The 23,206-nt window shown below is 36.8% G+C and carries 26 protein-coding genes; 14 read left to right on the forward strand and 12 right to left on the reverse strand.

What is annotated here, in order from left to right; all coding sequences use genetic code 11:
* Positions 1 to 13: 13 nt before the first annotated feature.
* A complete protein-coding gene (locus FS802_RS28220) occupies positions 14 to 691 on the forward strand; it encodes a uracil-DNA glycosylase (RefSeq protein WP_144525651.1) in 678 nt (225 codons plus the stop codon).
* A gap of 41 nt (positions 692 to 732) precedes the next feature.
* Here FS802_RS28220 and FS802_RS28225 read toward each other — a convergent pair whose 3' ends face one another.
* The 3 genes from FS802_RS28225 to FS802_RS28235 form a co-directional block, all read right to left on the reverse strand.
* Complete coding sequence (locus FS802_RS28225; protein WP_048542756.1) at positions 733 to 1,026, reverse strand: DUF3817 domain-containing protein; 294 nt, start codon at positions 1,024 to 1,026, stop codon at positions 733 to 735.
* Positions 1,027 to 1,235: 209 nt separating this feature from the next.
* Positions 1,236 to 2,057 (reverse strand): Cof-type HAD-IIB family hydrolase, encoded by an 822-nt coding sequence (locus tag FS802_RS28230; RefSeq protein ID WP_098631919.1) that lies wholly within the window; start codon positions 2,055 to 2,057, stop codon positions 1,236 to 1,238.
* Positions 2,058 to 2,338: 281 nt separating this feature from the next.
* Entirely contained in the window at positions 2,339 to 3,622 is a 1,284-nt protein-coding gene (locus FS802_RS28235) for a purine/pyrimidine permease (RefSeq protein ID WP_141547129.1), read from the reverse strand.
* Between the two features lie 95 nt (positions 3,623 to 3,717).
* On the opposite strand from FS802_RS28235, the gene FS802_RS28240 reads away from it, so the two are divergent.
* The 3 genes from FS802_RS28240 (at position 3,718) to FS802_RS28250 (ending at position 5,438) form a co-directional block, all read left to right on the forward strand.
* Positions 3,718 to 4,710, forward strand: a complete 993-nt coding sequence (locus tag FS802_RS28240) for a potassium channel family protein (RefSeq protein ID WP_141541572.1) — start codon at positions 3,718 to 3,720, stop codon at positions 4,708 to 4,710.
* A gap of 6 nt (positions 4,711 to 4,716) precedes the next feature.
* Entirely contained in the window at positions 4,717 to 5,004 is a 288-nt protein-coding gene (locus tag FS802_RS28245) for a YwdI family protein (protein WP_001167358.1), read from the forward strand.
* 65 nt (positions 5,005 to 5,069) lie between these two features.
* Positions 5,070 to 5,438, forward strand: a complete 369-nt coding sequence (locus FS802_RS28250; RefSeq protein ID WP_098653656.1) for a DUF423 domain-containing protein — start codon at positions 5,070 to 5,072, stop codon at positions 5,436 to 5,438.
* A gap of 31 nt (positions 5,439 to 5,469) precedes the next feature.
* Here the strand turns inward: FS802_RS28250 and gerQ are convergent, their stop codons facing one another.
* The 4 genes from gerQ to hemQ form a co-directional block, all read right to left on the reverse strand.
* On the reverse strand, positions 5,470 to 5,910 hold the full coding sequence (gene gerQ, locus FS802_RS28255; RefSeq protein ID WP_098720529.1) for a spore coat protein GerQ: 441 nt from the start codon (positions 5,908 to 5,910) through the stop codon (positions 5,470 to 5,472).
* Between the two features lie 27 nt (positions 5,911 to 5,937).
* Positions 5,938 to 6,360, reverse strand: coding sequence for a cell wall hydrolase CwlJ (cwlJ, locus tag FS802_RS28260; protein ID WP_000538163.1), 423 nt, complete (start codon positions 6,358 to 6,360; stop codon positions 5,938 to 5,940).
* 175 nt (positions 6,361 to 6,535) lie between these two features.
* Positions 6,536 to 7,807 carry a serine hydrolase gene (locus FS802_RS28265; protein WP_098653658.1) on the reverse strand — a complete coding sequence of 424 codons (1,272 nt, stop codon included), beginning with the start codon at positions 7,805 to 7,807 and terminating at the stop codon, positions 6,536 to 6,538.
* A 357-nt stretch (positions 7,808 to 8,164) separates the two neighbouring features.
* Positions 8,165 to 8,908, reverse strand: a complete 744-nt coding sequence (gene hemQ / locus FS802_RS28270; RefSeq protein WP_001287595.1) for a hydrogen peroxide-dependent heme synthase — start codon at positions 8,906 to 8,908, stop codon at positions 8,165 to 8,167.
* Positions 8,909 to 9,187: 279 nt separating this feature from the next.
* On the opposite strand from hemQ, the gene pta reads away from it, so the two are divergent.
* A complete protein-coding gene (gene pta, locus FS802_RS28275) occupies positions 9,188 to 10,159 on the forward strand; it encodes a phosphate acetyltransferase (protein ID WP_000067226.1) in 972 nt (323 codons plus the stop codon).
* 48 nt (positions 10,160 to 10,207) lie between these two features.
* On the opposite strand, the gene lipL is transcribed toward pta, so the two are convergent.
* Both lipL and FS802_RS28285 read right to left on the reverse strand, forming a co-directional pair.
* Positions 10,208 to 11,053, reverse strand: coding sequence for an octanoyl-[GcvH]:protein N-octanoyltransferase (gene lipL, locus FS802_RS28280; protein WP_098653660.1), 846 nt, complete (start codon positions 11,051 to 11,053; stop codon positions 10,208 to 10,210).
* 128 nt (positions 11,054 to 11,181) lie between these two features.
* A complete protein-coding gene (locus FS802_RS28285; protein WP_098653661.1) occupies positions 11,182 to 11,874 on the reverse strand; it encodes an RsfA family transcriptional regulator in 693 nt (230 codons plus the stop codon).
* A 284-nt stretch (positions 11,875 to 12,158) separates the two neighbouring features.
* Between FS802_RS28285 and FS802_RS28290 the strand changes: the two genes are divergently transcribed.
* The 6 genes from FS802_RS28290 (at position 12,159) to FS802_RS28315 (ending at position 18,183) form a co-directional block, all read left to right on the forward strand.
* The gene (locus FS802_RS28290) at positions 12,159 to 12,383 is read left to right on the forward strand and encodes a YuzB family protein (protein WP_000526075.1); all 225 of its coding nucleotides are present in this window, start codon (positions 12,159 to 12,161) and stop codon (positions 12,381 to 12,383) included.
* 314 nt (positions 12,384 to 12,697) lie between these two features.
* Positions 12,698 to 13,753, forward strand: a complete 1,056-nt coding sequence (locus FS802_RS28295) for a FecCD family ABC transporter permease (RefSeq protein ID WP_000388284.1) — start codon at positions 12,698 to 12,700, stop codon at positions 13,751 to 13,753.
* Positions 13,750 to 14,766, forward strand: coding sequence for a FecCD family ABC transporter permease (locus FS802_RS28300; protein WP_001260766.1), 1,017 nt, complete (start codon positions 13,750 to 13,752; stop codon positions 14,764 to 14,766). Before FS802_RS28295 ends, FS802_RS28300 begins: the two co-directional genes overlap by 4 nt.
* A 15-nt stretch (positions 14,767 to 14,781) precedes the next feature.
* Positions 14,782 to 15,594 (forward strand): ABC transporter ATP-binding protein, encoded by an 813-nt coding sequence (locus FS802_RS28305; protein ID WP_000212065.1) that lies wholly within the window; start codon positions 14,782 to 14,784, stop codon positions 15,592 to 15,594.
* A 189-nt stretch (positions 15,595 to 15,783) separates the two neighbouring features.
* Positions 15,784 to 16,731 (forward strand): ABC transporter substrate-binding protein, encoded by a 948-nt coding sequence (locus FS802_RS28310; protein WP_000787720.1) that lies wholly within the window; start codon positions 15,784 to 15,786, stop codon positions 16,729 to 16,731.
* A 147-nt stretch (positions 16,732 to 16,878) separates the two neighbouring features.
* Positions 16,879 to 18,183: an HD domain-containing protein gene (locus FS802_RS28315; RefSeq protein ID WP_000262747.1), complete on the forward strand. Its 1,305-nt coding sequence runs from the start codon at positions 16,879 to 16,881 to the stop codon at positions 18,181 to 18,183.
* 39 nt (positions 18,184 to 18,222) lie between these two features.
* Here the strand turns inward: FS802_RS28315 and FS802_RS28320 are convergent, their stop codons facing one another.
* A complete protein-coding gene (locus FS802_RS28320) occupies positions 18,223 to 18,408 on the reverse strand; it encodes a 2-hydroxymuconate tautomerase (protein WP_001147171.1) in 186 nt (61 codons plus the stop codon).
* Positions 18,409 to 18,519: 111 nt separating this feature from the next.
* On the opposite strand from FS802_RS28320, the gene FS802_RS28325 reads away from it, so the two are divergent.
* Both FS802_RS28325 and FS802_RS28330 read left to right on the forward strand, forming a co-directional pair.
* On the forward strand, positions 18,520 to 19,194 hold the full coding sequence (locus FS802_RS28325) for a site-2 protease family protein (protein WP_000372469.1): 675 nt from the start codon (positions 18,520 to 18,522) through the stop codon (positions 19,192 to 19,194).
* 25 nt (positions 19,195 to 19,219) lie between these two features.
* Positions 19,220 to 19,729, forward strand: a complete 510-nt coding sequence (locus FS802_RS28330) for a YwhD family protein (RefSeq protein ID WP_000136684.1) — start codon at positions 19,220 to 19,222, stop codon at positions 19,727 to 19,729.
* Positions 19,730 to 19,763: 34 nt separating this feature from the next.
* On the opposite strand, the gene FS802_RS28335 is transcribed toward FS802_RS28330, so the two are convergent.
* Positions 19,764 to 21,815, reverse strand: coding sequence for a transglycosylase domain-containing protein (locus FS802_RS28335; protein ID WP_098720528.1), 2,052 nt, complete (start codon positions 21,813 to 21,815; stop codon positions 19,764 to 19,766).
* Positions 21,816 to 21,917: 102 nt separating this feature from the next.
* A complete protein-coding gene (locus FS802_RS28340; RefSeq protein ID WP_048560438.1) occupies positions 21,918 to 22,643 on the reverse strand; it encodes a glycerophosphodiester phosphodiesterase in 726 nt (241 codons plus the stop codon).
* A 152-nt stretch (positions 22,644 to 22,795) separates the two neighbouring features.
* Here FS802_RS28340 and FS802_RS28345 point away from each other — a divergent pair, with 152 nt between their 5' ends.
* Entirely contained in the window at positions 22,796 to 23,203 is a 408-nt protein-coding gene (locus FS802_RS28345) for a MerR family transcriptional regulator (RefSeq protein ID WP_000276576.1), read from the forward strand.
* Positions 23,204 to 23,206: the final 3 nt, after the last annotated feature.

Consider the following 23,206-nt stretch of genomic DNA (forward strand, 5'->3'; position numbering starts at 1 on the left):
GGGAAGTGAAAGCATGAAAAATGTTTTAAAAAATGATTGGGGGCCATTATTGGCACTGGAATTTGAGAAAGAATACTATCGCACACTAGCTGGTTTTTTGAAAGAAGAGTACAGCACACATGTTGTTTATCCGAAAGTAGAAGATATTTTTAGTGCTCTAGAATATACAAGTTATGAAAATGCAAAGGTCGTTATTTTAGGACAAGACCCATATCACGGACCGGATCAAGCGCATGGTTTAAGCTTTTCGGTAAAACCTGGTATTAAAACGCCGCCATCATTGCTAAATATGTATAAAGAACTTCGAGATGAATATGGTTATGAAATCCCGAATAACGGTTATTTAGTAAAGTGGGCAGAGCAAGGAGTTTTATTATTAAATACTGTACTAACAGTTCGACAAGGTGAAGCAAATTCTCATAAAGGGAAAGGATGGGAGCATTTCACAGATCGCGTAATTGAGCTATTAAATGAACGTGAAAAGCCGGTTATTTTCATATTGTGGGGACGCCATGCACAGGCGAAGAAAAAGTTAATTACGAATACGAAGCACCAGATTATCGAATCTGTACATCCAAGCCCACTATCAGCAAGACGTGGTTTCTTTGGTAGTAAACCATATTCTAAAGTAAATACGATTTTAGCTAATATGGGCGAGAGAGAAATTGATTGGGAAATTCCAAATCTATAAATAGAAAAGGTAGTTAACAGTCGTTAACTACCTTTTTGTTATTATTGTTGTTCGTTCTTTAATTTTGCATCTAGTACAAACGTACCGAATGGGATAATTGATGAAACGAATGCTCCAAGTGCCCATAAAATTGATTTGCGGTGTACGATTGTTACTTGAATTACCGCAAAGATGAATAGAATAAATAAAACACCATGAGCCATGCCTGTAATTTTAACGGCTGTAGCAAATCCTGCAAAATATTTTAATGGCATTGCTACAAATAATAGTAGTAGGAAAGAAATCCCCTCAACAAGTCCAATTGCTCTTAATCGTCCGATTGGTGTAGATAACATGAAGTAGCCTCCTTTAATGTATGCTTGTATATAGTAAATTTGTATTCTTTTTCAAAATAAAATAGTCTATTTTGTTCCATTATATACAAAAAGAAAGTTTACACTACGAGAATAGTGCAAAGTTCAAAATATAGTCACAAAAGCATGAGAATTTAAATAAAAACCTATTTGAAGTGTTTGACTTCAAATAGGTTTTATGAGTGAAAATATTAAACAAGTGCTTCTATTTTTAGTACGAACTTCTCTACAACTTTTGCAACGCCATCGTTCATATTTGTATCTGTTACGTAGTTTGCAATTTCTTTAATATCATCTGGTGCATTGCCCATTGCAACACCAAGACCAGCAAATTCAATCATCGCTTGGTCATTATAGCTATCGCCCATTGCGATAACTTCTTCACGCTTAATGCCAAGTTTTTGAATCAGTTGGTTTAAGCTTGTTCCTTTTGTAACACCGGCTTCAGTAAATTCTAAGAAGAATGGTTTAGAACGCATAACACTTAATTGGCCTTCTAGTTGTTTTTGTAGTTTCTTTTCTACTACAACAAGTCGTTCAGCTTCTTTATTCATTAATACTTTTACTACAGGCTCTTTAACAGCAGTTTTAAAGTCATCTACTACAACAATTGGCATACCAGTAATATCGCCTTCAATTTCAGTATAAGGATTATTCTCTTCTGTTACGATATCATCGCCAATATAAGTATGAATCCATACACCCTCAGTTTTACTAATTTCAAATAGGTTGTGAACGATTTCAGGAGATAGAGTACTACTAAAGATTTCTTCGTTTGTTTTACAGTTAATAATTTTTGCGCCATTAAAAGATAAAATAAAACTTCCATATTCTTCTAAAAGGAGTTCTTTCGCTACATTGCGCATACCGAAAGTTGGACGTCCAGAAGCAAGTACAACTTTTACACCTTGCTCTTGTGCAGTCATTAAAGCTTCTTTCGTACGCGGTGAAATAGTATGGTCGTCACGTAATAAAGTATCATCTAAATCTAAAACAATCATTTTATAAGTCATATTGAAAATTCCTCTCTTTGTTGAAATAGAAATAAAGTTTTATGAAAATATTGGGGAATATATAGTAAGACATCGAACTTCTTTATGTGAAGCTAGGAGAAGTTCTGTATTTTTAGTATAAATTACCACGAGCATGTTGCCCATGATAATTTATACTGATAATGCCCGATCGGTGAGAGCTAATCATTAGTAAAGATGAATGGCTCTCATTGATTAAAGTTTCACTTTATCATTATCGTAACAACTCTAAAGATAGAGTGCAATAATGGAAGTTTTCCAATTTACGATGGTTGTTTTTCTGTAGAACGAGAAAATAGTATTTCGAGCAAAATTGCCATTACAGATCCAAGAACAAGACCGTTACTTAAAAATGATGCTAGAAATGGTGGGAGTGTAGAAAATGCTCCTGCTGGAACAAACATAACTCCGACTCCTGTAAAGATTGAAAGACCTGCTACTTTAAATAACCGTTCTTTATCTTGTACTGTTTCGTATTCGCGAAAGGCAAGACCAATCATGCTTGCAAATACAGGATAAATGGCAGCATATCCGACTGCGACAGGTATCGCCGCAAAGAATGAAGTAATCTTTGGGAATATACTAACGAAAATAATAAAGCTTGACCCTAACATAAAGGGGAGTCGTTTATAAATATTAGTCGTTGCAATAAAGCCTGCTGATCCGGAAATCGCTACAGGTCCAATAGCTGAAAAAAGGCCTCCTAGCAATTGATTTATGCCTGTTATAATGCCGGCTTGTTTGAAACGATCTGGTGCTGCATTCTTTTCATACTTAGAGACAATCCTTTGCACAACGCGAATACTTGCTAACATATTTGTTAGAAGTAATAGTGTAACGAAAACGACTGTAATTGCCATATTCCATTCAACACGAGGCATTCCGAAAACAAATAGAGACGGAAAACGGATTATATCTGTCACAGGTGTTACTGGATTAGATAATCCGAAGCATGCGAATAATATCCAGCCGCAGACGATACTGAAAAGAACAGAATATTGTCCGATAATAGGTAGCTTCATGATGAAAAAGGATAGTAAAATAACAATGAGTGAAAGAATAAATACGTCAGCTTGTACTTCTGTATGTCTTCCATCAAGGCCAAACATTCCTTTTAAGAAGGAACCGCTAAGTTGCGCGACAAGAAGAAATAAATATGTTCCAATGACTGTCGGTGTAAAATAGCGAACTAGTTTATCGATGAGTCCAAAAACACTAAGAATAATACAAATGATACCACTTAATAGGAATGCGTACTGAAGGACTTTAAGCGTTTCATTGCTGGATCCAAATAATACGACACCTAAACTTGCATAAAGGGAGAAAATGCCCCACCAAAGGCCTGCAGGACCTTCTTGAATAGGCAGTTTATGTCCAAATACAGCTTGCAGTAGGCCGGCAAAGCCAAGAACAAATAATGTTCTTTGTACGAATGCAATAGCTTCAGCGCCATCGAGACCATAATTAGTTGCGACGCTAATTGGTACAATAAGGCTCCCAGCTAAAATAAATAGCGCCCATTGTAAGGCGGAAAGAAATGTTTTCATTATATCAACCTCTTTCATAGATTCCGTATCTAGTATATATGTATTTCATTTCTACTGGCAAAGATTGTAGATAGAGAAAAGAGTTGAAACACGATATGAATGCACGTAAGCAATTATGGATAGCAGTTATATGTATGACCTTTGTTGTAATTCTAGGAACGTTAGGATTTATGACGATTGAAGAGATTAGTTTGTTTCAAGCATTTTGGATGACGATGATTACTGTATTAACTGTTGGGTACGGAGATGCCGTTCCTGTAACACAGGCAGGAAAAGTTTTTGCGCTTCTTATCATACCGGTTGGAGTCGGTATTGTTACATATGCAATTGGTGTAGTGGCAGCTATGATTATTGAAGGGAATTTATTTCATGCAGTTCGGAGGAAGAAGATGGATAAACAAATAGCGCAGTTACAAAATCATATTATCGTATGTGGTTGTGGTAGAGTGGGGCTTCAAGTTGTACATGAATTGCAAGAAAAGAACATTCCATTTGTCGTTGTGGATAAAGATGAAAGCATATTAGAGAAGGAAAAACTTTTGTATGTACACGGAGATGCAACGGAAGACCAAGTGTTACATCATGCTGGAATTTCAAAGGCAGCTGGTTTAGTTGCTATCGTAGCAAATGATGCTGAAAATGTATTTATTACATTAACGGCAAGAGGATTAAACGATGCAATTAAAATTGTGGCAAGAGCAGAAAAACCAGAAACTGAAGATAAGCTAAAGCGGGCTGGGGCAAATAAGGTGATTAATCCATCTAGCATGGCAGGAATTCATATTGCAAAAGGTATTGCGAATCCGCTAACAGTTCATTATATTGATACAGTACTATATGGCGTGGATCAGTCATTTGTAATTGAAGAAATTGCAGTCGGCAAGGGTTCTATTTTAGCTAGTAAATCGTTACTAGAGAGTGATGTGAGAAATCAATTTGATGTAACAATTTTAGCGATTTTGAGAAATGGGAATGTTATACATAATCCAACGGGGCAGGAAAAACTACAAGAACATGATATGATAATAGTGTTTGGTTCAGTAGAGAAGCTAGGACAATTTGAGAAAGAACTACAAAGTAAGAGGTGACAAGGAATGCAAATATCGAGCGATAAGATTTTAAATAAAATGGCGAATGAAATTGCAAAGGCAAAAAGCAGTGAAGGGCAACAATCAAAAGCGCATTTATTAGTTGTGCGAGCGTTATGTGATTTATTATTAGATGAACAAGCTGAGCCTTCTATGTATAGAGAACCTGAGATTCCATCACAAGTAATTGGCTCTCAGCCTATGACGACAGTTCAACCAGTTATGCCGGTTTCTGGAGAACCTGTTTATATAAAAGAAGAAGGCGCAAACGGTAATTCTTTATTTGATTTTTAGAAGATAAATCGTTTGGCTTATATGAAAAAATTGCTTATGATAAAGGTAAAAAAAGGGGAATTAAGATGAAAATTTTCTTTTTACTAGGTTGTATTGCGGCAGGGCTATCTGTTGCGTTAGGGGCTTTTGGAGCACACGGTTTAGAAAATAAAGTTTCTGCAAAAATGTTAGAAGTTTGGAAAACAGGTGTTACATATCAAATGTTTCATGCAGGTGGACTATTCGTAGTTGCTTTATTAATGGATAAAATTCAATCATCACTTTTAACTAATGCTGGCTGGCTTATGGTAGCTGGGATTATTATGTTTTCAGGTAGTTTGTATGCATTAAGTACGACAGGTATTAAGTTCTTTGGCCCAATTACACCTCTTGGTGGTGTAGCGTTTATCGTGGCATGGATCTTAGTCGGAACTGCAGTTGTAAAAGGATTATAAAAAACAAAAGCTGGCATACGCCAGCTTTTTTTTATGGTCTTGGAGCATAAGTTGCTTGTTGACTAGGTAAATAAGTAATTTCTTCTGGGAATTCTACATAATCTAAGTAAATCATTAATAGTAAATAACGTTTCCCTGATTGGGGCTCACTAATTACGATATGATCACGACCAGCTGCCTCAATAATACCTGTATAAGATTGTGTACCGAGCGAACTACCACGCTCATAAGTCATTACAACGGTGGCTTGCTTGCCTTTGTTCAAGCGAAGAATATTTTCAATGTACGACTGTTCTAATGGTAACATGCCTTGAGAAACGGCATATTGAGCTTGCGCAGCTTGTTGTTGCATTGCTTGCTGTTGTTGCTGTTGCTGTTGCTGTTGCTGTGGGGTCATTTGTTGCGGTTGTACATAAGTTCCAGATGGTTGATAGAAACCTGTTCCGTAATACGGGTTTTGTTGCTGTGCCATTCAAAAATCCCTCCTCATTATCAATCCTTAATATACGCCAGGACAATCCTCGCCAGATGGCTGGAAGAAGCAGTGCTTTTTGAAGCGACCAGAGTTTTGTTGATTATACCAAGTTGGCGGACAAGGGCCTTCCGGTCTAAAAAACCATAAGGAAAAGTTGGCGGGCCAAAAACGTTGTCCTTGAATCGTTCGCCTTGCTAATGCGATATCTTGTTCTCTTGCACGCTGATAAAAATACCCTTTTTGCGTTGCCTCAAAACCGCCAGGATTTTGATAAACCATTTGACGTAAATTACGTATTTTTTTAAAATCTAAACAATTTCCGCGGACACGATTTACTCCTACGTTTCCGACCATTAACATTCCTTGTTGTCCTTCTCCTTCGGCTTCAGCACGCATCAGTCTAGCTAATAACTTTACATCTTCTTCGTTATAAGCAATAACACCCATTATGTGTCACCTCTCTTTTTGGAATACCTTGTGGAAAGAGGTTTATTTCTAGATGAAGTGTGTAACGATTACTAGTTCATACGTATGAGAAAAAGGACTCAGATATGACAACCAAACGAAGTTTTACATGGAGAGAGGGAAATAAAAAAAGCTAGCGTGAGCTAGCTTTCCATCATTAAAATACTTTAGACCATAAGTTTGAGAAGAAATCTCCAATAGAGCGCATTGTTAATACGAACCAATTTGCCTTTTCAACTTCTTCTGTCGTTTTTGCAGTAACTTTCATGTTTTTATTTCCATCTAAAAATTCGTATTTATCAGTTGGTTCTAGAACGATGGAACCTACCTTTGCATCCTTTTTAACAGGAGCGACTAAATGTCCATCTTCAGCAAGGGATTTATCTACTTCAGTCCCAATTTTATAAGGATCTTTGCTACCTTTTTTCGCAATTACTGTTATTTCTTTTTCCGGTGTAACAGTCACTTGATCTTCTTTCCCTTTTAATACAGGGATTGTATTGTTTTTATCTACTTTTAATTTTTGTTTCTCAAAGTTATTAAATCCGTATTCGATTAATTCACGAGATTCAGTGAAACGCTCGTCCATTGATTTTGTTTTAATAATTACTGAAATGAGGCGTAAGTCACCACGTTTTGCTGTAATAGTGAATCCGTATCCAGCAGTATCAGAACTACCAGTTTTTAAACCATCTGTTCCTTCATAAGAAAAAGCGGCACCTGGTAACATCCAGTTCCAGTTTTCCATACGAATTGGTTTCGGATGATTATCTGGGAAGTTTCTAAATCTTTGTTTTGTATCCTCTAGCATTTCTGGATACTTTGTAATTATTGCTTTTGAAAGCATACCCATATCGCGAGCTGACATGGAATTTTCTCCATTCGGATCCGTTCCCTCAGGGTGTTTTCCCTTTAAGTCAGCGTTATTTAACCCAGTAGCGTTTACAAATTTATATTTCTTTAACCCTAGTTTTTTTGCATGTTCATTCGCAAGGTTTAAGAAGTTTTTCTCACTTCCTGCAAGAAGTTCTGCTAAGGCAATACTAGATCCGTTTGCAGAGAAGATAACGATAGAATGATATAATTCTCTTACAGTATATTGACGTCCCTTTTCAAACGGAACGTTAGAGAATTCATTATTACGTGAAACTTCATAAGCATAATCAGAAATGTTTACCTTTGTATCCCAAGTGATTTTTCCTTCTTTAATTGCTTCTAATACGGCATAAACAACAATTAGTTTTGACATACTAGCAATAGCTAGCAATTCATCTGGATTTTGTTCATGCAGTATTTTTCCTGTATCTGCATCAAATAGAAGTGCAGCAGCTGCCTCAATGTGTATTTTTTCTTCCGCATGGGATGTTGTTACTACTAAGGAAGAAATTGACAATAAAAGCGCTAGTAAAATAGACAAGATTTTCTTCATATAGATTATCACCTTCGCATCGTTATTAGCATGTAGCTCGTACCATTTTAGCATAAATTTGGATATAGAAAGGTTACAATTTTGTAAGGAATTTGAAAGGGATTTTTCGATTTTTGTTCAAATTTGCGGAGAAAAGAAGTTTTTTGAAGAGAAATATAGAGGGTAATAAAAAAAGGAACGAATTTCGTTCCTTTTTCATGATTTGCCCCGCTATTTGCCGGGCAGTAAGATCCCCACCTCAAAATTAAGCGACAGCAAAGAAGTTAGGTGGGCGATCAACTGCTCGTAAAAGCCCGATTGGTGAGGGATGATAATGAGTGGGGGATGAACAAAACCCCCACTCATTAAAGTTTCACTTTATATGTGTAAAAATTTCTCTACCTTTTCGTCTGGTAAAATGTTTCCAACGAAAAATGTTCCGAATTCACCATAACGAGCACTTACTTCATCGAAGCGCATTTCATATATAAGTTTTTTAAATTGAAGAACATCGTCAGCGAATAATGTTACGCCCCACTCAAAATCGTCGAATCCAACTGATCCTGAAATAACTTGGCGTACTTTACCTGCGTACTGGCGACCGATTTTACTATGACTGTACATCATTTTTTTGCGTTCTTCCATAGGAAGCATGTACCAGTTGTCATCACCTTGGCGACGCTTGTCCATTGGGTAGAAGCAAATGTGATTTGCTTTTGGTAGTTCTGGATATAAGCGAGCTAAGATTTGTGGGTTTTGATATGGATCTTCATCAGCTGGAAGGTAGTTGCTTAGTTCAACAACAGATACGTAAGAGTATGCAGGAACCATATATTCAGCTAATGTTGTTTTATTCAATTCTGTCTCAATTTCATTCAACTCTTCCATTGTTGGACGTAAAATCATAAGCATAATATCAGCTTTTTGGCCAACAACTGTATACATTGCATGACTACCTTTTTTCGCAGTAGCTACTTCATTCCATTTTTCAACGACATTTAAAAATTCAGACACAGCTTGTCCGCGTTCGTCGCTAGATAATGTTTTCCATGCAGCCCAATCAATAGAACGTAAATCATGTAAACAATACCAGCCATCTAACGTTGTTGTTGCTTCACTCATTCTATTCACCTCAGTTAATGATAGTTTTACACGTTAACTATAGCATATATAGTTTTAAAATCATCTATATAAAGCTTTAGCGCATAAAATTGTCACATTTAAATTTACTTAAAAATAGGAGAAGATAAGGCTTAAAGGGGATTTATTTCTAGGCTGAATTTTATGAAAATATAATCATTTTCATTTTATCTATTTTTTGGGAGCTATAAGTTTAAAATATAGAGGAAAAGCAGTATTCTTAAAGATAGAGTTTTTTAACATATGTAGGAGGGTTTATTCGTGAGCAACTTATTTACAACAGTAAAAGAAAAAGTTCAAGGAAAAGGCATTTCTATCGTACTTCCTGAAGGAACTGATGAAAGAATTTTAGGCGCTGCAGAGCGTTTAGCAAAAGAAGAGTTAGTACAACCAATTTTAGTTGGTAATAAAGAAGAAATTAGCGCAAAAGCTGCTAGCATGAATTTAACATTAGCAGGCGTTGATATTTATGACCCAGCTACATACGAAGAAATGGATGCAATGGTAGCATCTTTCGTTGAACGCCGTAAAGGTAAAGCAACTGAAGAAGATGCTCGCAAAATCCTTAAAGACGAAAACTACTTCGGTACAATGCTTGTATACATGGGCAAAGCACACGGTTTAGTAAGTGGTGCGGCTCACTCTACAGCTGATACAGTTCGTCCAGCACTTCAAATCATTAAAACAAAACCAGGCGTTACAAAAACTTCTGGCGTATTCATCATGGTACGTGAAGAAGAGAAATATGTATTCGCTGATTGCGCAATTAACATTGCACCAAACAGCCAAGATTTAGCTGAAATTGGTATCGAGAGTGCGAAAACTGCTGAACTATTCGGTATTGATCCACGCGTTGCTATGTTAAGCTTCTCTACAAAAGGTTCTGCGAAATCTCCAGAAACAGAAAAAGTTGTAGAAGCAACTCGTATTGCAAAAGAAATGGCTCCGGAATTAACTTTAGATGGAGAATTCCAATTCGATGCTGCATTCGTACCATCTGTAGCTGAGAAAAAAGCTCCAGGTTCTACAATCAAAGGTGATGCTAACGTATTCGTATTCCCAAGCTTAGAAGCTGGTAATATTGGCTACAAAATCGCTCAACGTTTAGGTAACTTCGAAGCAGTAGGACCAATCTTACAAGGTTTAAATATGCCTGTAAATGACCTATCTCGCGGATGTAACGAAGAAGAAGTGTACAAGTTAGCTTTAATTACAGCAGCTCAAGCACTTTAATTTTATAATGAATCGAAATAAAGACCATCGCTATTATAGCGACGGTCTTTATTTTTCTAAGCCAAGTGCTTTATTGTTACGATCAATAATACGTTGTAAATTCGTCTCATATAAAGGTATTTCATCTATTGTTAATTGAGATGGTGTTAACTTTGGAGCGAATTGCTGCAGTGTTTTTAAAAGGCGCATCATTAAATCTTGTACTGTAATGGTTTCGCCAAGTAATTCTGAAAGTGAAGCCATCGTACTTGGTACAATTTCAGGATACGTAAAGCGTGTTTCTTCTCCTTGAATGGCTAGGTTGTAGAAATCACGAACGAGTGCGGCACGCTCAGAGCCACTTCCTGTAGCGCAGAGATAAATTTGGACAGCGACACCACCGCGAATACGGCGCTGTGAAATGCCAGCAAATTTTTGATTGCGAATACTTAAGTCATAGCTACCAGGACAGTAAGAACCAACAATTTCTTTTGCCTCGATTGTAACATCGTAATCGTTTAACATTTCCTTAATTAAATGCCACATTGTATCGTATCCAAGATCAATATCGATACCTTTTTCTGTCTCTTGGAATAAAAGTGATACGTTTAAAACACCTTCATCAAGTACGACTGCAAGTCCACCGGAATTACGAACGATAACATTGAAGTTGTTTTCTTTTAAAAAGGAAATACCTTCTTCCAAATGTGGTAGGCGTGAATCTTGAATGCCAAGAACAATTGTATTGTGATGAACCCAAGAACGCATTGTTGCAGCTGATTGACCATTTCCAATGCTTGTGCACAGTGAGTCATCCATTGCGAATGATTGCAATGCATGGAATGTTGGTCCCAAACTAGACTGATCTACAATACGCCACTCTGGCTGAGATAAAATGGAACGGGAATTGCTCATATAACTAACCCCTTATCTTTAAAATGACAATCTCTATTATAGCAAAAAATGTAGAAACGGGTTTTCTCATATATAAAGGGAAAGTTTAGAGGTAAAATAATAAAAGGGATGCATGCAATGCATCCCTTTTATTCTGCAATTTTTTCTAAATTACCGTTTCGATCCATTCGGAAAGATGTTTGAGAACGTTCTTCGTCATCCATGACTGCCAACTTACGAGCTCGATTCATAATGTTCATAAGTGTTTCGTAATCTTCTTGTACAGTATGAGATTGTTTTTCTAATTTTTCTAGTTTCCTTTCTAGTTCTTCATTCCGAAGGATTTGTGCTTTAATTTCTTGTTTCAATCTCGTATTCTCGTTTTCAAGAGCTGTCACTTTTATATTTGAAGATCCGACTGTTTGTAAAAAATAAATAACATCTTGCATGGTCATAGAGCCTTTTGCAGCAGGAACAGTAGATTCTTGATATGGAATAGCTTCTTTATATTGTACAATTGCTTCCTCTTGTACGAATTCTTCATAATCAGTTATCGAGTCTGAAGCTGGTGGTGTATAAAGTAAACGTTTCTTCGCTTGTTCACCGCTTGCGGCGCGCATTTTATCTTTACGATGTTTTTTTGCTAGTTGAAGAGCTTGCTCGTAGCTATAGCGAACAACAGCATTCCAACGGAAACCACAGGCAGCCGATGTACGATTTAATTGATCTCCTACTTCTTCAAATGCATTTAATTGAGTACTTCCTTCTCGAACGTGACGAAGTACAGTTTCAGCAAGCAATAAATCGTCCTCATCTGTCCAAGCATCTTGTCTTACTTTCATAGATTCAACTCCCTTTCTTTTTATGAACTTCCTATTTTTATAATGGGCAAAAAAATGAGCTTTTATACAAAGCTTTTAAAAATATGGTAGATTTTGATGAAAGGCGAAAATTTTGCTATGAATGATGAGAGCTTCTGTAGGAGAGCATATAAATATGTAGCATTATATGAAGAAAGAGCGTCGCAAGGAAACTTGCAACGAGCTTCAAAGAGCGGTAAAATACCATTTAGTGTTTATTTTTAAATGTACTTGAGAAAAGTTTAAAATAGAGGAAGTGTTATATAATGGGAAACGAATTTCGTGTGTGTGATGATTGTCAGGCAACGAACGTTAAAACGTTGATTCCGAAGTTAAAAAAAGTAGATTCATGTGCAACGATTGAAGTTGCATGTCAGTCTTACTGTGGCCCTGGGCGTAAAAAATCATTCGCATTTGTAAATAATCGTCCAGTTGCGGCTCCAACAGAAGATGAATTAATTGTAAAAATTGAAGCAAAGTTAAATAAGTAAGAAAAAGAAGAGTGAACAGATTACTCTTCTTTTTTTATGCCCATAAGAAGAATGATTTATTCTGAGAAAGTACAATTGATAGAGAGTAATATGCGATGAAAGATGGATATTACCTGTTTATTAAAATTTCGATCTATATGAATTTGTATTTCAAAATAATGGTTGACAGTCTTTTGAAGCGGTAGGTAGAATAGAAAGTATCTGATTCTGAGAATCATTATCAGGGAAAGGTCAATTCACCTAATTTTTTTATTACTATTTGAGAATAAATTTCATTTTATTAAATATATGTTGTTGGTTAGGATGGTTGAGGGATGGAAGCGAGCGCAAGGAGTATAGAACAGCAAGATGTGAATGTTAAAGAGATTAAGAGCAGACCGCTCGTTGCTTCTATTATTTTAGTAGTAGGTACAGTTTTGCTAGCTTTAAGCATGGCAGTTTCTATTTCGTTTGGTGCTGCAGATATTAGCTTAAAGACTGTATGGCAAGCTGTGTTTCAGTTTGACGGTTCTATTACGCATCATAACGTAATTCAAGAACTTCGTATGCCTAGAGCAATAGGGGGCGTAGTTGCAGGTGCCTTTTTAGCAGTATCAGGGGCAATTATGCAAGGTATGACGCGAAATCCACTTGCTTCACCATCGTTAATGGGAATTACAGATGGAGCTGTATTTGGAATTGCAATTATGTATGCATTCTTCCCTAATTCACCTTATTTAATGTTCGTTATCGCATCTTTTATTGGGGCTGCGTTTGGAGCGAGCATTGTATATGGAATTGGGTCTTCTTCACCAGGTGGATTAACGCCTGTTAAGTTAGCTTTAGCGGGTGCAGCAATTAGTGCTTTATTAGGGGCCATTTCATCTGGAATTGCGCTATATTTCAACCTTGCCCAAGAGGTGAGTATGTGGAATGCAGGCGGAGTTGCGGGAGTGAAATGGGAAAGTATTAATATGTTAGTACCGATTGGCCTTGTTTGTCTCTTTATTGCAATTATGATGTCGAGGTATATTACAATTTTAAGCTTCGGTGAAGAAATTGCGATTGGACTTGGTCAAAATACGACATTAATTAAATTTATCGGAACAGTACTTGTTCTCGTGTTAACAGGTTCTGCGGTTTCTATGGCAGGATCGGTTGGATTTGTTGGTCTTGTAATCCCGCATATGACTCGTTTCCTCGTAGGCTCAGACTATAGATGGGTTATTCCATGTTCTGCGGTCTTAGGTGGGCTGTTAATTGAATGTGCAGATATGTTATCTCGCGTTATTAATCCGCCGTTTGAAACGCCAATTGGAGCAATTACAGCGCTAATTGGGGTTCCATTCTTCCTCTACTTAGCACGTAACGAAGGGAGAGGGAAAATGTGAGGACAAGTGTCTTAACAAAAAAGAACGTTTCTGTTTTAACAATCTTAGTAGGATTAATCATTACTGTATTTTTAGTAAGTTTAAATACAGGGACATTTAAAATACCGCCAATGGACGTATTAAAGTCATTGGTTGGACTTGGGGCTGAAGATCAGTCTGTTATTTTATTTGAATTCCGTATGCCGCGTATGGTTATTGCTATATTAGTCGGATCTGCTTTAGCGATGTCAGGTGCGATTTTGCAAGGATTATCACGAAATCCACTTGCTGATCCAGGTATTATCGGTATTAACGCTGGAGCGGGATTAACAGTTGTTATATTCGTCTACTTTTTCTTCGGAAAAGTTGGGACTGGTACATTTTTATCTGTATTTATCCTTCCATTCTTCGCGTTAGTTGGTGCAATATTAGCGGCGGTTATTATTTATTTACTAGCATGGAAAGACGGCGTTTCATCAACGAGATTAATACTAGTTGGTATCGCTGTTGCAGCCGGGTTTGGTGCTGTTAGTTTAATTTTTTCTATGAAGATGACATCTAACGATTTCCGTTTTGCTACGATTTGGTTAGCAGGAAGTCTGTGGGGCACAGATTGGAAGTTCGTGCTAAGTGTACTTCCATGGATGGTTATTTTCTTGCCACTTGCTATTAGTAAGGCGCACATATTAAATGTAATGAACCTAGGCGACTCGACAGCTGTTGGTCTTGGTTTAAATGTAGAAAAAGAAAGACGTAAATTATTATTTATTGCAGTGTGTTTAGCTGGTGCATCTGTCGCTGTTGCCGGAGGAATTGGTTTTATCGGTTTAATGGCTCCGCATTTAGCGAGGCGCCTTGTTGGTGGTAAACATCAAATTATGCTGCCTACTGCTGCACTAATAGGGACGTTTTTACTTTTATTCGCAGATGTAATTTCAAGAAGTGTGTTAACAACTTCAGAAATACCGGTCGGTCTTGTTATTTCTGTAATTGGTGCACCATATTTCATATACTTACTTATGAGGACAAAATAAAGGGAGGCTTTTTGTATGGCAACTTTAGCAGTTGATGCGGTATCTGTTGGATATAATGAAGGGTTAATTATTGATGGATTAACAGTTGAAATTCCGGAAGGGAAAATTACAACAATTATTGGACCAAATGGTTGTGGGAAGTCCACATTATTAAAAACGGCTTCTCGTATTTTGAAGGCGAAAAAAGGTACTGTTTATCTTGACGGAAAAGCAATTGAGAAACAGCCAACGAAAGAAATCGCAAAGAAAATGGCGATTTTACCACAGACTGCAGAAGTGCCAACTGGCCTTACTGTGTTTGAACTCGTTTCATATGGACGCTTTCCTCATCAAAAAGGATTTGGAACGTTGAAAGAAGAGGATTATCGCTACATTCATTGGGCACTTGAAGTGACGGGAATGACAGAATTCGCAAATCGCTCAGCAGAAGCGTTATCAGGCGGCCAACGTCAACGTGTATGGATTGCGATGGCCCTTGCACAAGGAACAGAATTACTCGTATTAGATGAACCGACAACGTACTTAGATATGGCGCATCAATTAGAAGTATTAAACTTATTGAAAAAGTTAAATGAAGAAGAAGGTAGAACGATTGTTATGGTTATCCATGACTTAAATCATGCTTCTCGTTTCTCTGATCATATGATTGCATTAAAAGCAGGTAAGTTAATGAAGCAAGGAACGCCGGATGAAGTGATGACAAGTGAAACACTTCGTAACGTATTTGAGATTGAAGCTCAAATTGTTCCATGTCCAGTAAACTGTAAACCGATTTGTTTAACATACGATCTAATGATGATTAATAATCAATTACGTAAAAAAGCATAAATAGAACCCCCTCTAGAGAGGGGGGACTTCTAATGGACGTTGAGCTTCTTATATATGAATGGGAAGTTGAACGCCCGTTAGAATGGGTTATTAACAACAATTAATAAATATATATTGATTGATTGTTATCCTCGTTTCTTATAGTTCATTGTAACTTATAAGAGAAATACAGCTAGAAGGAGTGGGAACATGAAGAATTTTAAAATGGCACTATTAGCAATGGTACTAGTCGTAACTTCTGTACTATTTGCAGCTTGTTCTAACAAAGAAGAAGAGAAGAAAGCAGATGCGAAGGATGCGAAGACTGAAGAGCGCACTGTACAACACGCAAAAGGGGAAATTAAAATCCCTGCAAATCCAAAGAAAATTGCTGACCTTAGTGGTTCAACAGAAGAATTATTAATTTTTGGTATGAAACCAATTATTACTGCTAATACATCTCAAGAAAAAATTGATACACATATTGAAAAGAAATTAAAAGACGTAAAACCGGTTGGTTCTGCTTGGGGCGATAAAATTAACATCGAAGCAGTAGCTGCTGCAAAACCAGACTTAATTCTTGTAAACAATCGTCAAGAAAAGATTTATGATCAATTATCTAAAATTGCACCAACAGTTATGTTAAAAACTCCATTAGATCAATGGCGTCCAAAATTCGAAGAAGTAGGTCAAATCTTCGGTAAAGAGAAAGAAACAAAAGAATGGTTCAAACAGTATGATGAAAAAGCAAGCAAATTACATGATAAAATCGTTGCGAAAACTGGCGATGCTAAATTTATGAAAATGGCTGCATATCCAAATGCTTTCCGCGTATACGGTGACTACGGTTACGGTAGCGTAATCTTTAATGATTTAAAATTACCAGCAGTTAAAGGTACACCAACGGATAAACCACTAGTACAAGTACAAAAAGAAGCTTTAATCGATTACAACCCGGATTACTTATTCGTATTTACAACTGGTGACGGTTCTCAACGTCTAAAAGAATTCCAAGAAGAATCAATTTGGAAAAACATGAACGCTGTTAAAAACAACCACGTATTTACAATTAAAAACGAAGACGTAAACAAAGGTTACTTCCCTCTAGGTAAAGAAATGATCTTAGATGAAGTTGCTGAATTCGTTTTAGGGAAATAATGTATAAAGAAAAAATCACTTTTACTTCGGTAAAAGTGATTTTTTCTTTATATAAGGGCAATTAATATAGTCTTTCATTTCTTTCTGTTTCCTATTTCGTTTATAATATATAGTAAGAATGCAGTAAAGAAAGGGGGATGTCGGAAGGTGGTATATTTAAACGACAAACTCAGCGAAACAAAAGTGTTTAAAGACCCGGTACATAAATATGTGCACGTACGCGATCGTGTTATTTGGGATTTAATCGGAACGAAAGAATTTCAACGCTTGCGCCGTATTAAGCAGCTTGGAACGACATTTTTTACATTTCACGGTGCAGAGCATAGTCGCTTTACTCATTCGTTAGGTGTATATGAAATTATTCGTCGTATGATTGATGATGTGTTTGATGGCAGACCGAACTGGAATGCTGAAGATAGATTGTTATGTTTATGTGCGTCATTACTTCATGATGTCGGTCACGGCCCATTTTCTCACTCGTTTGAAAAAGTATTTTCATTAGATCATGAGAAATTTACGCAAAAGATTATCGTTGGAGATACGGAAATTAATCGCATATTAAGTCGTGTGGATAAAGACTTTCCGCAAAAGGTAGCCGATGTAATCGCGAAAACATCTACTAATAAATTAGCGATTAGCATGATTTCTAGTCAAATTGATGCAGATCGTATGGACTATTTATTAAGAGATGCGTATTTCACTGGCGTAAAGTATGGAAACTTTGATATGGAACGTATACTACGTGTCATGCGTCCATATGGAAATCAAGTAGTCATTAAAAATAGTGGTATGCATGCTGTTGAGCATTATATTATGAGTCGTTATCAAATGTATTGGCAAGTATATTTCCATCCGGTAACGCGCAGTGCCGAAGTTATTTTAACGAAGATTTTACACCGTGCAAAATCATTGCATGAGAAGTATTATACATTTAAAAATCATCCGGTTCATTTCTATTCTTTATTTGAAGAAGAAGTAACAGTAGAGGATTATTTAAAGTTAGACGAGAACGTTATGTATTATTACTTCCAAGTATGGCAAGACGAAGAAGATCCAATTTTAAGTGATTTATGCCGTCGTTTTATGAATCGAAACCTATTTAAATATGTAGAGTTTACAGATAAGCACGGTTTAGATAATTGGATGGAATTAAGTAGCTTATTTAAAAAGATTGGACTTGATCCAGAATACTATTTAGTAGTTGATTCAACATCAGACTTACCGTATGACTTTTACCGTGCTGGTGAAGAAGAAGAACGTCTGCCAATCTTACTTCTTATGCCAAATGGAGAGCTTAGAGAGCTTTCGCGTGAATCGGATATTGTTGAGGCAATTACTGGTAAGAAGAGAAGGGATCAAAAACTATTCTATCCGCATGATTTAATCTATGAAGATGGAAGAAAAGGAAAATATAAAGAGAGAATCATCGAATTACTAGAAGGAAAAAAATAAGAAGCAGCTAAGAGCTGCTTCTTATGAAAGAACTTGAAATTATTTGTCGCTTAAGCGTTTTCCGCCAACTGCATAATGGTTTTTAGACATTTCTTCGATGAAAACAACGATGTTTTCTTCAGGAGCACCAGTTGTTTCGCTTACTGCTGCTGTTACTTTCTCAGCAAGAGCTTTCTTTTGTTCCTCTGTGCGTCCTTCTAGCATTTTCACTGTTACGTATGGCATATATAATCGCTCCTTTTATGTAAGTTACACTCTTATTATAGCGGATTATGGTGAAGAACAATCGAAAAAACAAATATTTTCTTTTTTGACAGATTGAAGAGGAGATGAATCATGGATCAGTTATTTAGATACCCATTGCAACAAATTCCGTTGGTAGCAATGGCCATTATTATTGCGTTATCAGTGCATGAATTTGCGCATGCATATGTTGCATATAAATTTGGAGACGATACAGCAAAGAAGCAAGGCCGTTTAACATTATCACCGATGGCGCACTTAGATCCTATTGGGATGATCGCTGTATTAATTCTTGGTTTTGGTTGGGCAAGACCTGTTCCTGTTAACCCATATAACTTTAAAAGGCCGCGTCTTGCAGGTATATTAGTTTCAATTGCAGGCCCAATTAGTAACTTAATTTTAAGTGCAATTGGTTTAATTATTTGGTATAGCCTATTAACATTTGGTGTATTAGACTCAATTCCATTTGCAGTAGCGGATACATTGGCTCAATTCTTCCGAATTTTTATTATGCTTAATATCGTATTACTTGTATTTAACTTATTGCCAATTCCGCCACTTGATGGGTATCGAGTTGTGGAAGATCTAGCACCAACAAATATTCGTGCGAAAATGACACAGTATGAAAAGTATGGAGCAATAGCGTTATTAATTCTTGTTATTACACCGCTTAGCAATTATACAATTCAACCTATTTTTAATGTTGTCATTCCATATGTATTTGTATTTTTAGACAGTATCATTGCGCCTATTTTTGGCCTTTTATAATCATTAAGTGAGGAGGAGTTTACATATGACAGAGAAAAAGAAAAAAATCGGTTTTAATATCGTGAAAAATGATTCAACAGATGGACATGGTGGTTTTGGTGTTGGAGCATTAAGTCTAGAAAACATTTCACCTGTATTTGTCGATGTACTAGAGAAAACAGCATTTGTTGATATCGGTGCAATGCATGCACGTAGTACAGTCGAAAAAGGTATTAAGTTTTTAACAAATAAAGATGAAGTTCCAAACGGAAAACCATTTTGGCTTGTGTGGGTAACGATTGAAAGAACGGCGACAGGTGCTTATTATGCAGGTGTAACAGCTTGTGAAATGACAGTTGACCGTGAAATTCGCCGCGGATATAAATCACTTCCAGAGCACGTAAACAAAATGGATAAATCAATGAAGCGTTACATTATGGTTGACCATATGGATGAAGCATCTAAAAAAGTACTTGGTACATTCTTGAAAGAACATAATGAAGCGATTTGGAACGAATCTAGTGAAGAATTGCGCCGTGCATTATTAAGTGAATAAAAAATAGCTGACGGATGCCCGTCAGCTATTTTTTTTACCAAGGAAGATATTTTTTCCACCAACTTGTTTTCTTCTTTTCTTCAGTTGTCTTTTCAAATTCCTCTTTGTCATCGACATGATCCATACAATATTCAGTTGGTTCTGTACCTTTTGCGAAATACATTTTAACTGAAATGGGACAATTTTTTGTAGCGATTTTTCCGTTTTCAGGGTTAATATCGACTGCAACGACGTCACTTGGTTGTTTAAACTCTTTTTGAGGTTGTCCATCTAAGCCTTTTTCCATCGTATCGGTCCATATTTTTTTCGCATATCCTTGTTCTGCTACGTTTGAAATCGATTTAGGTTGATCGTATCCAACCCACACACCAGTTACAAGTTGCGGGGTAAACCCTATCATCCAACTATCTGTTTCTGTAGAACCAGACTTTCCAGCATATGTTCTTGATAGCTTTGATAACATTGATTGGCCGGTTACAGCGGCATAACTACTTAGGTTTTTATTAAACATACCTGTCATCATTTCTTCCATTACAAACGCTTTGCTTTTATCGAGAACTTGTTTACTCTCCAAATGAGCATCGTATAGCATGTTTCCTTCCTGGTCCATAATGCGGCGAATAAATATCGGTTTTACTTCTTTTCCGCCGTTTGCGAACATGCTATAAGCGTTAACCATTTCAATTGGTTTTACAGGAGATGTCCCGAGAGCGAGAGACGGAACATCTTTTAATGCGGTAGTAATACCGAATTGCTTCGCTGTTTTTGTAAGAATGTCTGCGCCTAAAAATAAATTGGTCTTCACGGCATATACGTTATCAGAGACCGCAAGAGCTTGCGCCATCGTTACAAAATCGTCTGCATAATAGTCTTTATAGTTTTTCGGTTTATACTTTGAAACACCGTCACCTAAAGTGAACACAGTGTATTCGCTTTTTAAGCGCGTAGCAGGGGTGAATCCTCGTTCTAATGCCGCGTAATACAGGAATGGCTTAAACGTAGATCCAGGCTGGCGAGCTGCTTGCGTAGCCCTGTTGAATTGACTTGTATTATAATCAGTTCCACCAACAAGGGTAGCTACTTCACCTGTTTTTGGATTCATAGAGACGAGCGCTGTTTGTATGTTTGTTGTGTCAGGTATGTGATCTTTTACAGCTTGCTCTGCGACCGATTGTAATTTAGGGTCTAGCGTTGTATAAATACGCAAACCACCTTTTTGTAAGGCTTGTTCATCTAATCCGATATCACGAAGAAGAGAAGCTTGTACGGCATTTTGGAAATAAGGCGCGACCTCTGCCACTTTTTTCGTATCTAATGAGGCAAAGGTTAATGGCTCTTTCTTCGCTGATGTTGCTTGTTTCTTCGTAATATAACCTTGTTCTACCATTTCATCTAATATGAGAGATTGTCGTCCCTTAGCGCGATCCTCTTTTAAAAAGGGAGAGTAGACACTAGGTCCTTTCGGAATACCTGCGAGCATACTAGCTTCCGCTAATGTTAATTCTTTTGCTGTTTTATCGAAATATAGACGAGACGCAGCTTCGATTCCATAAGCACCATGCCCGTAATAAATTGTATTTAAATATCCTTGTAAAATATGATTTTTATTATAGTTCACTTCAAGGCGGATTGTGTACATCGCTTCTAATAGTTTACGTTTCCACGTTTTATCATGATCTAAGTATAGGTTACGAGCATACTGTTGTGTAATCGTACTAGCACCTTGGACCTTTGCCATCGCTTTTAAATCGGCAACAATAGCACCAGCAATACGTTTCATATCAAAGCCATGATGTTTGTAAAATCGTTGATCTTCGATAGACAGTGTCGCCTCTTTTACATAAGGAGAAATTTCATTGAGAGATACATTGTAACGTTTTTGCATTTCATTACTTTGTCCGATAACAGTGTCATCATTAGCGTAAAAGACACTTGTTTGTGGGACAGCAACAGGAGGAGGTCCCATAATTTTTGCAACTATAATAATAACAAAAAAGGAAAAAACGAAAAAAAGAACAGAAGAAAACATTACGGTGAAGAAAAGACGTTTATATTTTTTAAGTTTCGGATTCATAGTTTGATCCATCTTTTTCAGCCCCTCAATACTAATACAAACATTATTGTATTAGTATTGAGGGTTTTCGGTTATTTTAAACAATGAAATTTCGAAAACAAAAAGCTCCTTCAATTAAGAAAGGAGCTCAAAGGCACGTGCTGGCCAATCGGTAATAATGACATCCACGCCGTAGTCAATCATAGTTTGTAAATCTTTGTATTCGTTAATTGTATAAGGGCGGAAAACGTACCCTTGATTTTGTGCAAATAGGACAAATTCTTTTGTTAATAATTGAAAGTTTGGGTGTAAACCAGTTGCTTCTCTATTTTTTGCTTCAGCGATAGGATCAGCAAGTGGTGTATCATATAAAATTGCTCTTGGGATTTCAGGAGCTATTTCTGCTAGTAATGAAACAGAGTCGTGGTTAAATGATGAGAATACAATTTGATTAGATAGATGATATTCACGAACGAGAGCAACAGCTTTTTCTTCAATAGTTGGATAGTGGATAACATCTGTTTTTAACTCAATATTGAGCTGTAAATTTGTCGTAGATAACCAAATGAATACTTCACGTAACGTTGGGATTTTTGCTTCATGGAAAGAAGGGTCTTTATGGCTACCAGCATCTAAAGTTTGTAATTCCGCTACCGTTTTTTCAGAAACAAGACCTATGCCATTTGTTGTGCGATCTACTGTTTCATCGTGAATCACGACAAGTTCACCATCTTTTGATAGGTGGACATCAAGCTCAATGCCATGGGCACCAATACGTTCTGCTTCTTGGAAAGCGATCATCGTATTTTCAGGATGTGTCCCTTTTACCCCGCGGTGGGCGAAAATAAGTGGTTTATTCATACGGAAATCTCCTTATCGTTTCTTTTCCTTTATTATGAAACTGCTTTTGGAAAAATACAATTGAATGGGAGAAACATTTACAAAAGTCTAACAGTTGCACAAAAGTTAACGTTAACGTAAAATGTAATAATCGAGTGAAGGGAGGAATAAACATGTATAAAATTGATGAAGTCACAAAGCAAGTTGGTTTAACAAAACGTACACTTCGTTATTATGAGGAAATTGGTTTAATTCATCCCCCTGAACGTAGTGAGGGGAACATTCGCCTGTATACGGACGAGGACATCGGCAGAATTAAAAGGATTGTAGAAGCGAAAGAAGTATTAGGGATTACGCTTCAAGAAATGCAACATTTTTTATCGTTAAAAGAAAGAATGGAGCAAAGAAGAAATAGTGAGAATCCTCGTGACCGCGAAGTGATTCAAGAAATTAAAGAGATGCTTGAAAAACAAGTGCAAACGCTAGACGAGAAAATGGAGCAAATGCAGCGTGTAAAGGCGGAACTCGAAGATAGCCTACATCGTGCAGTGACATTTTTGGAGAGTACAAAAGGAGAATGATCA

The organism is Bacillus sp. DE0042, from assembly GCF_007680225.1.
GTDB lineage: Bacteria > Bacillota > Bacilli > Bacillales > Bacillaceae_G > Bacillus_A > Bacillus_A wiedmannii.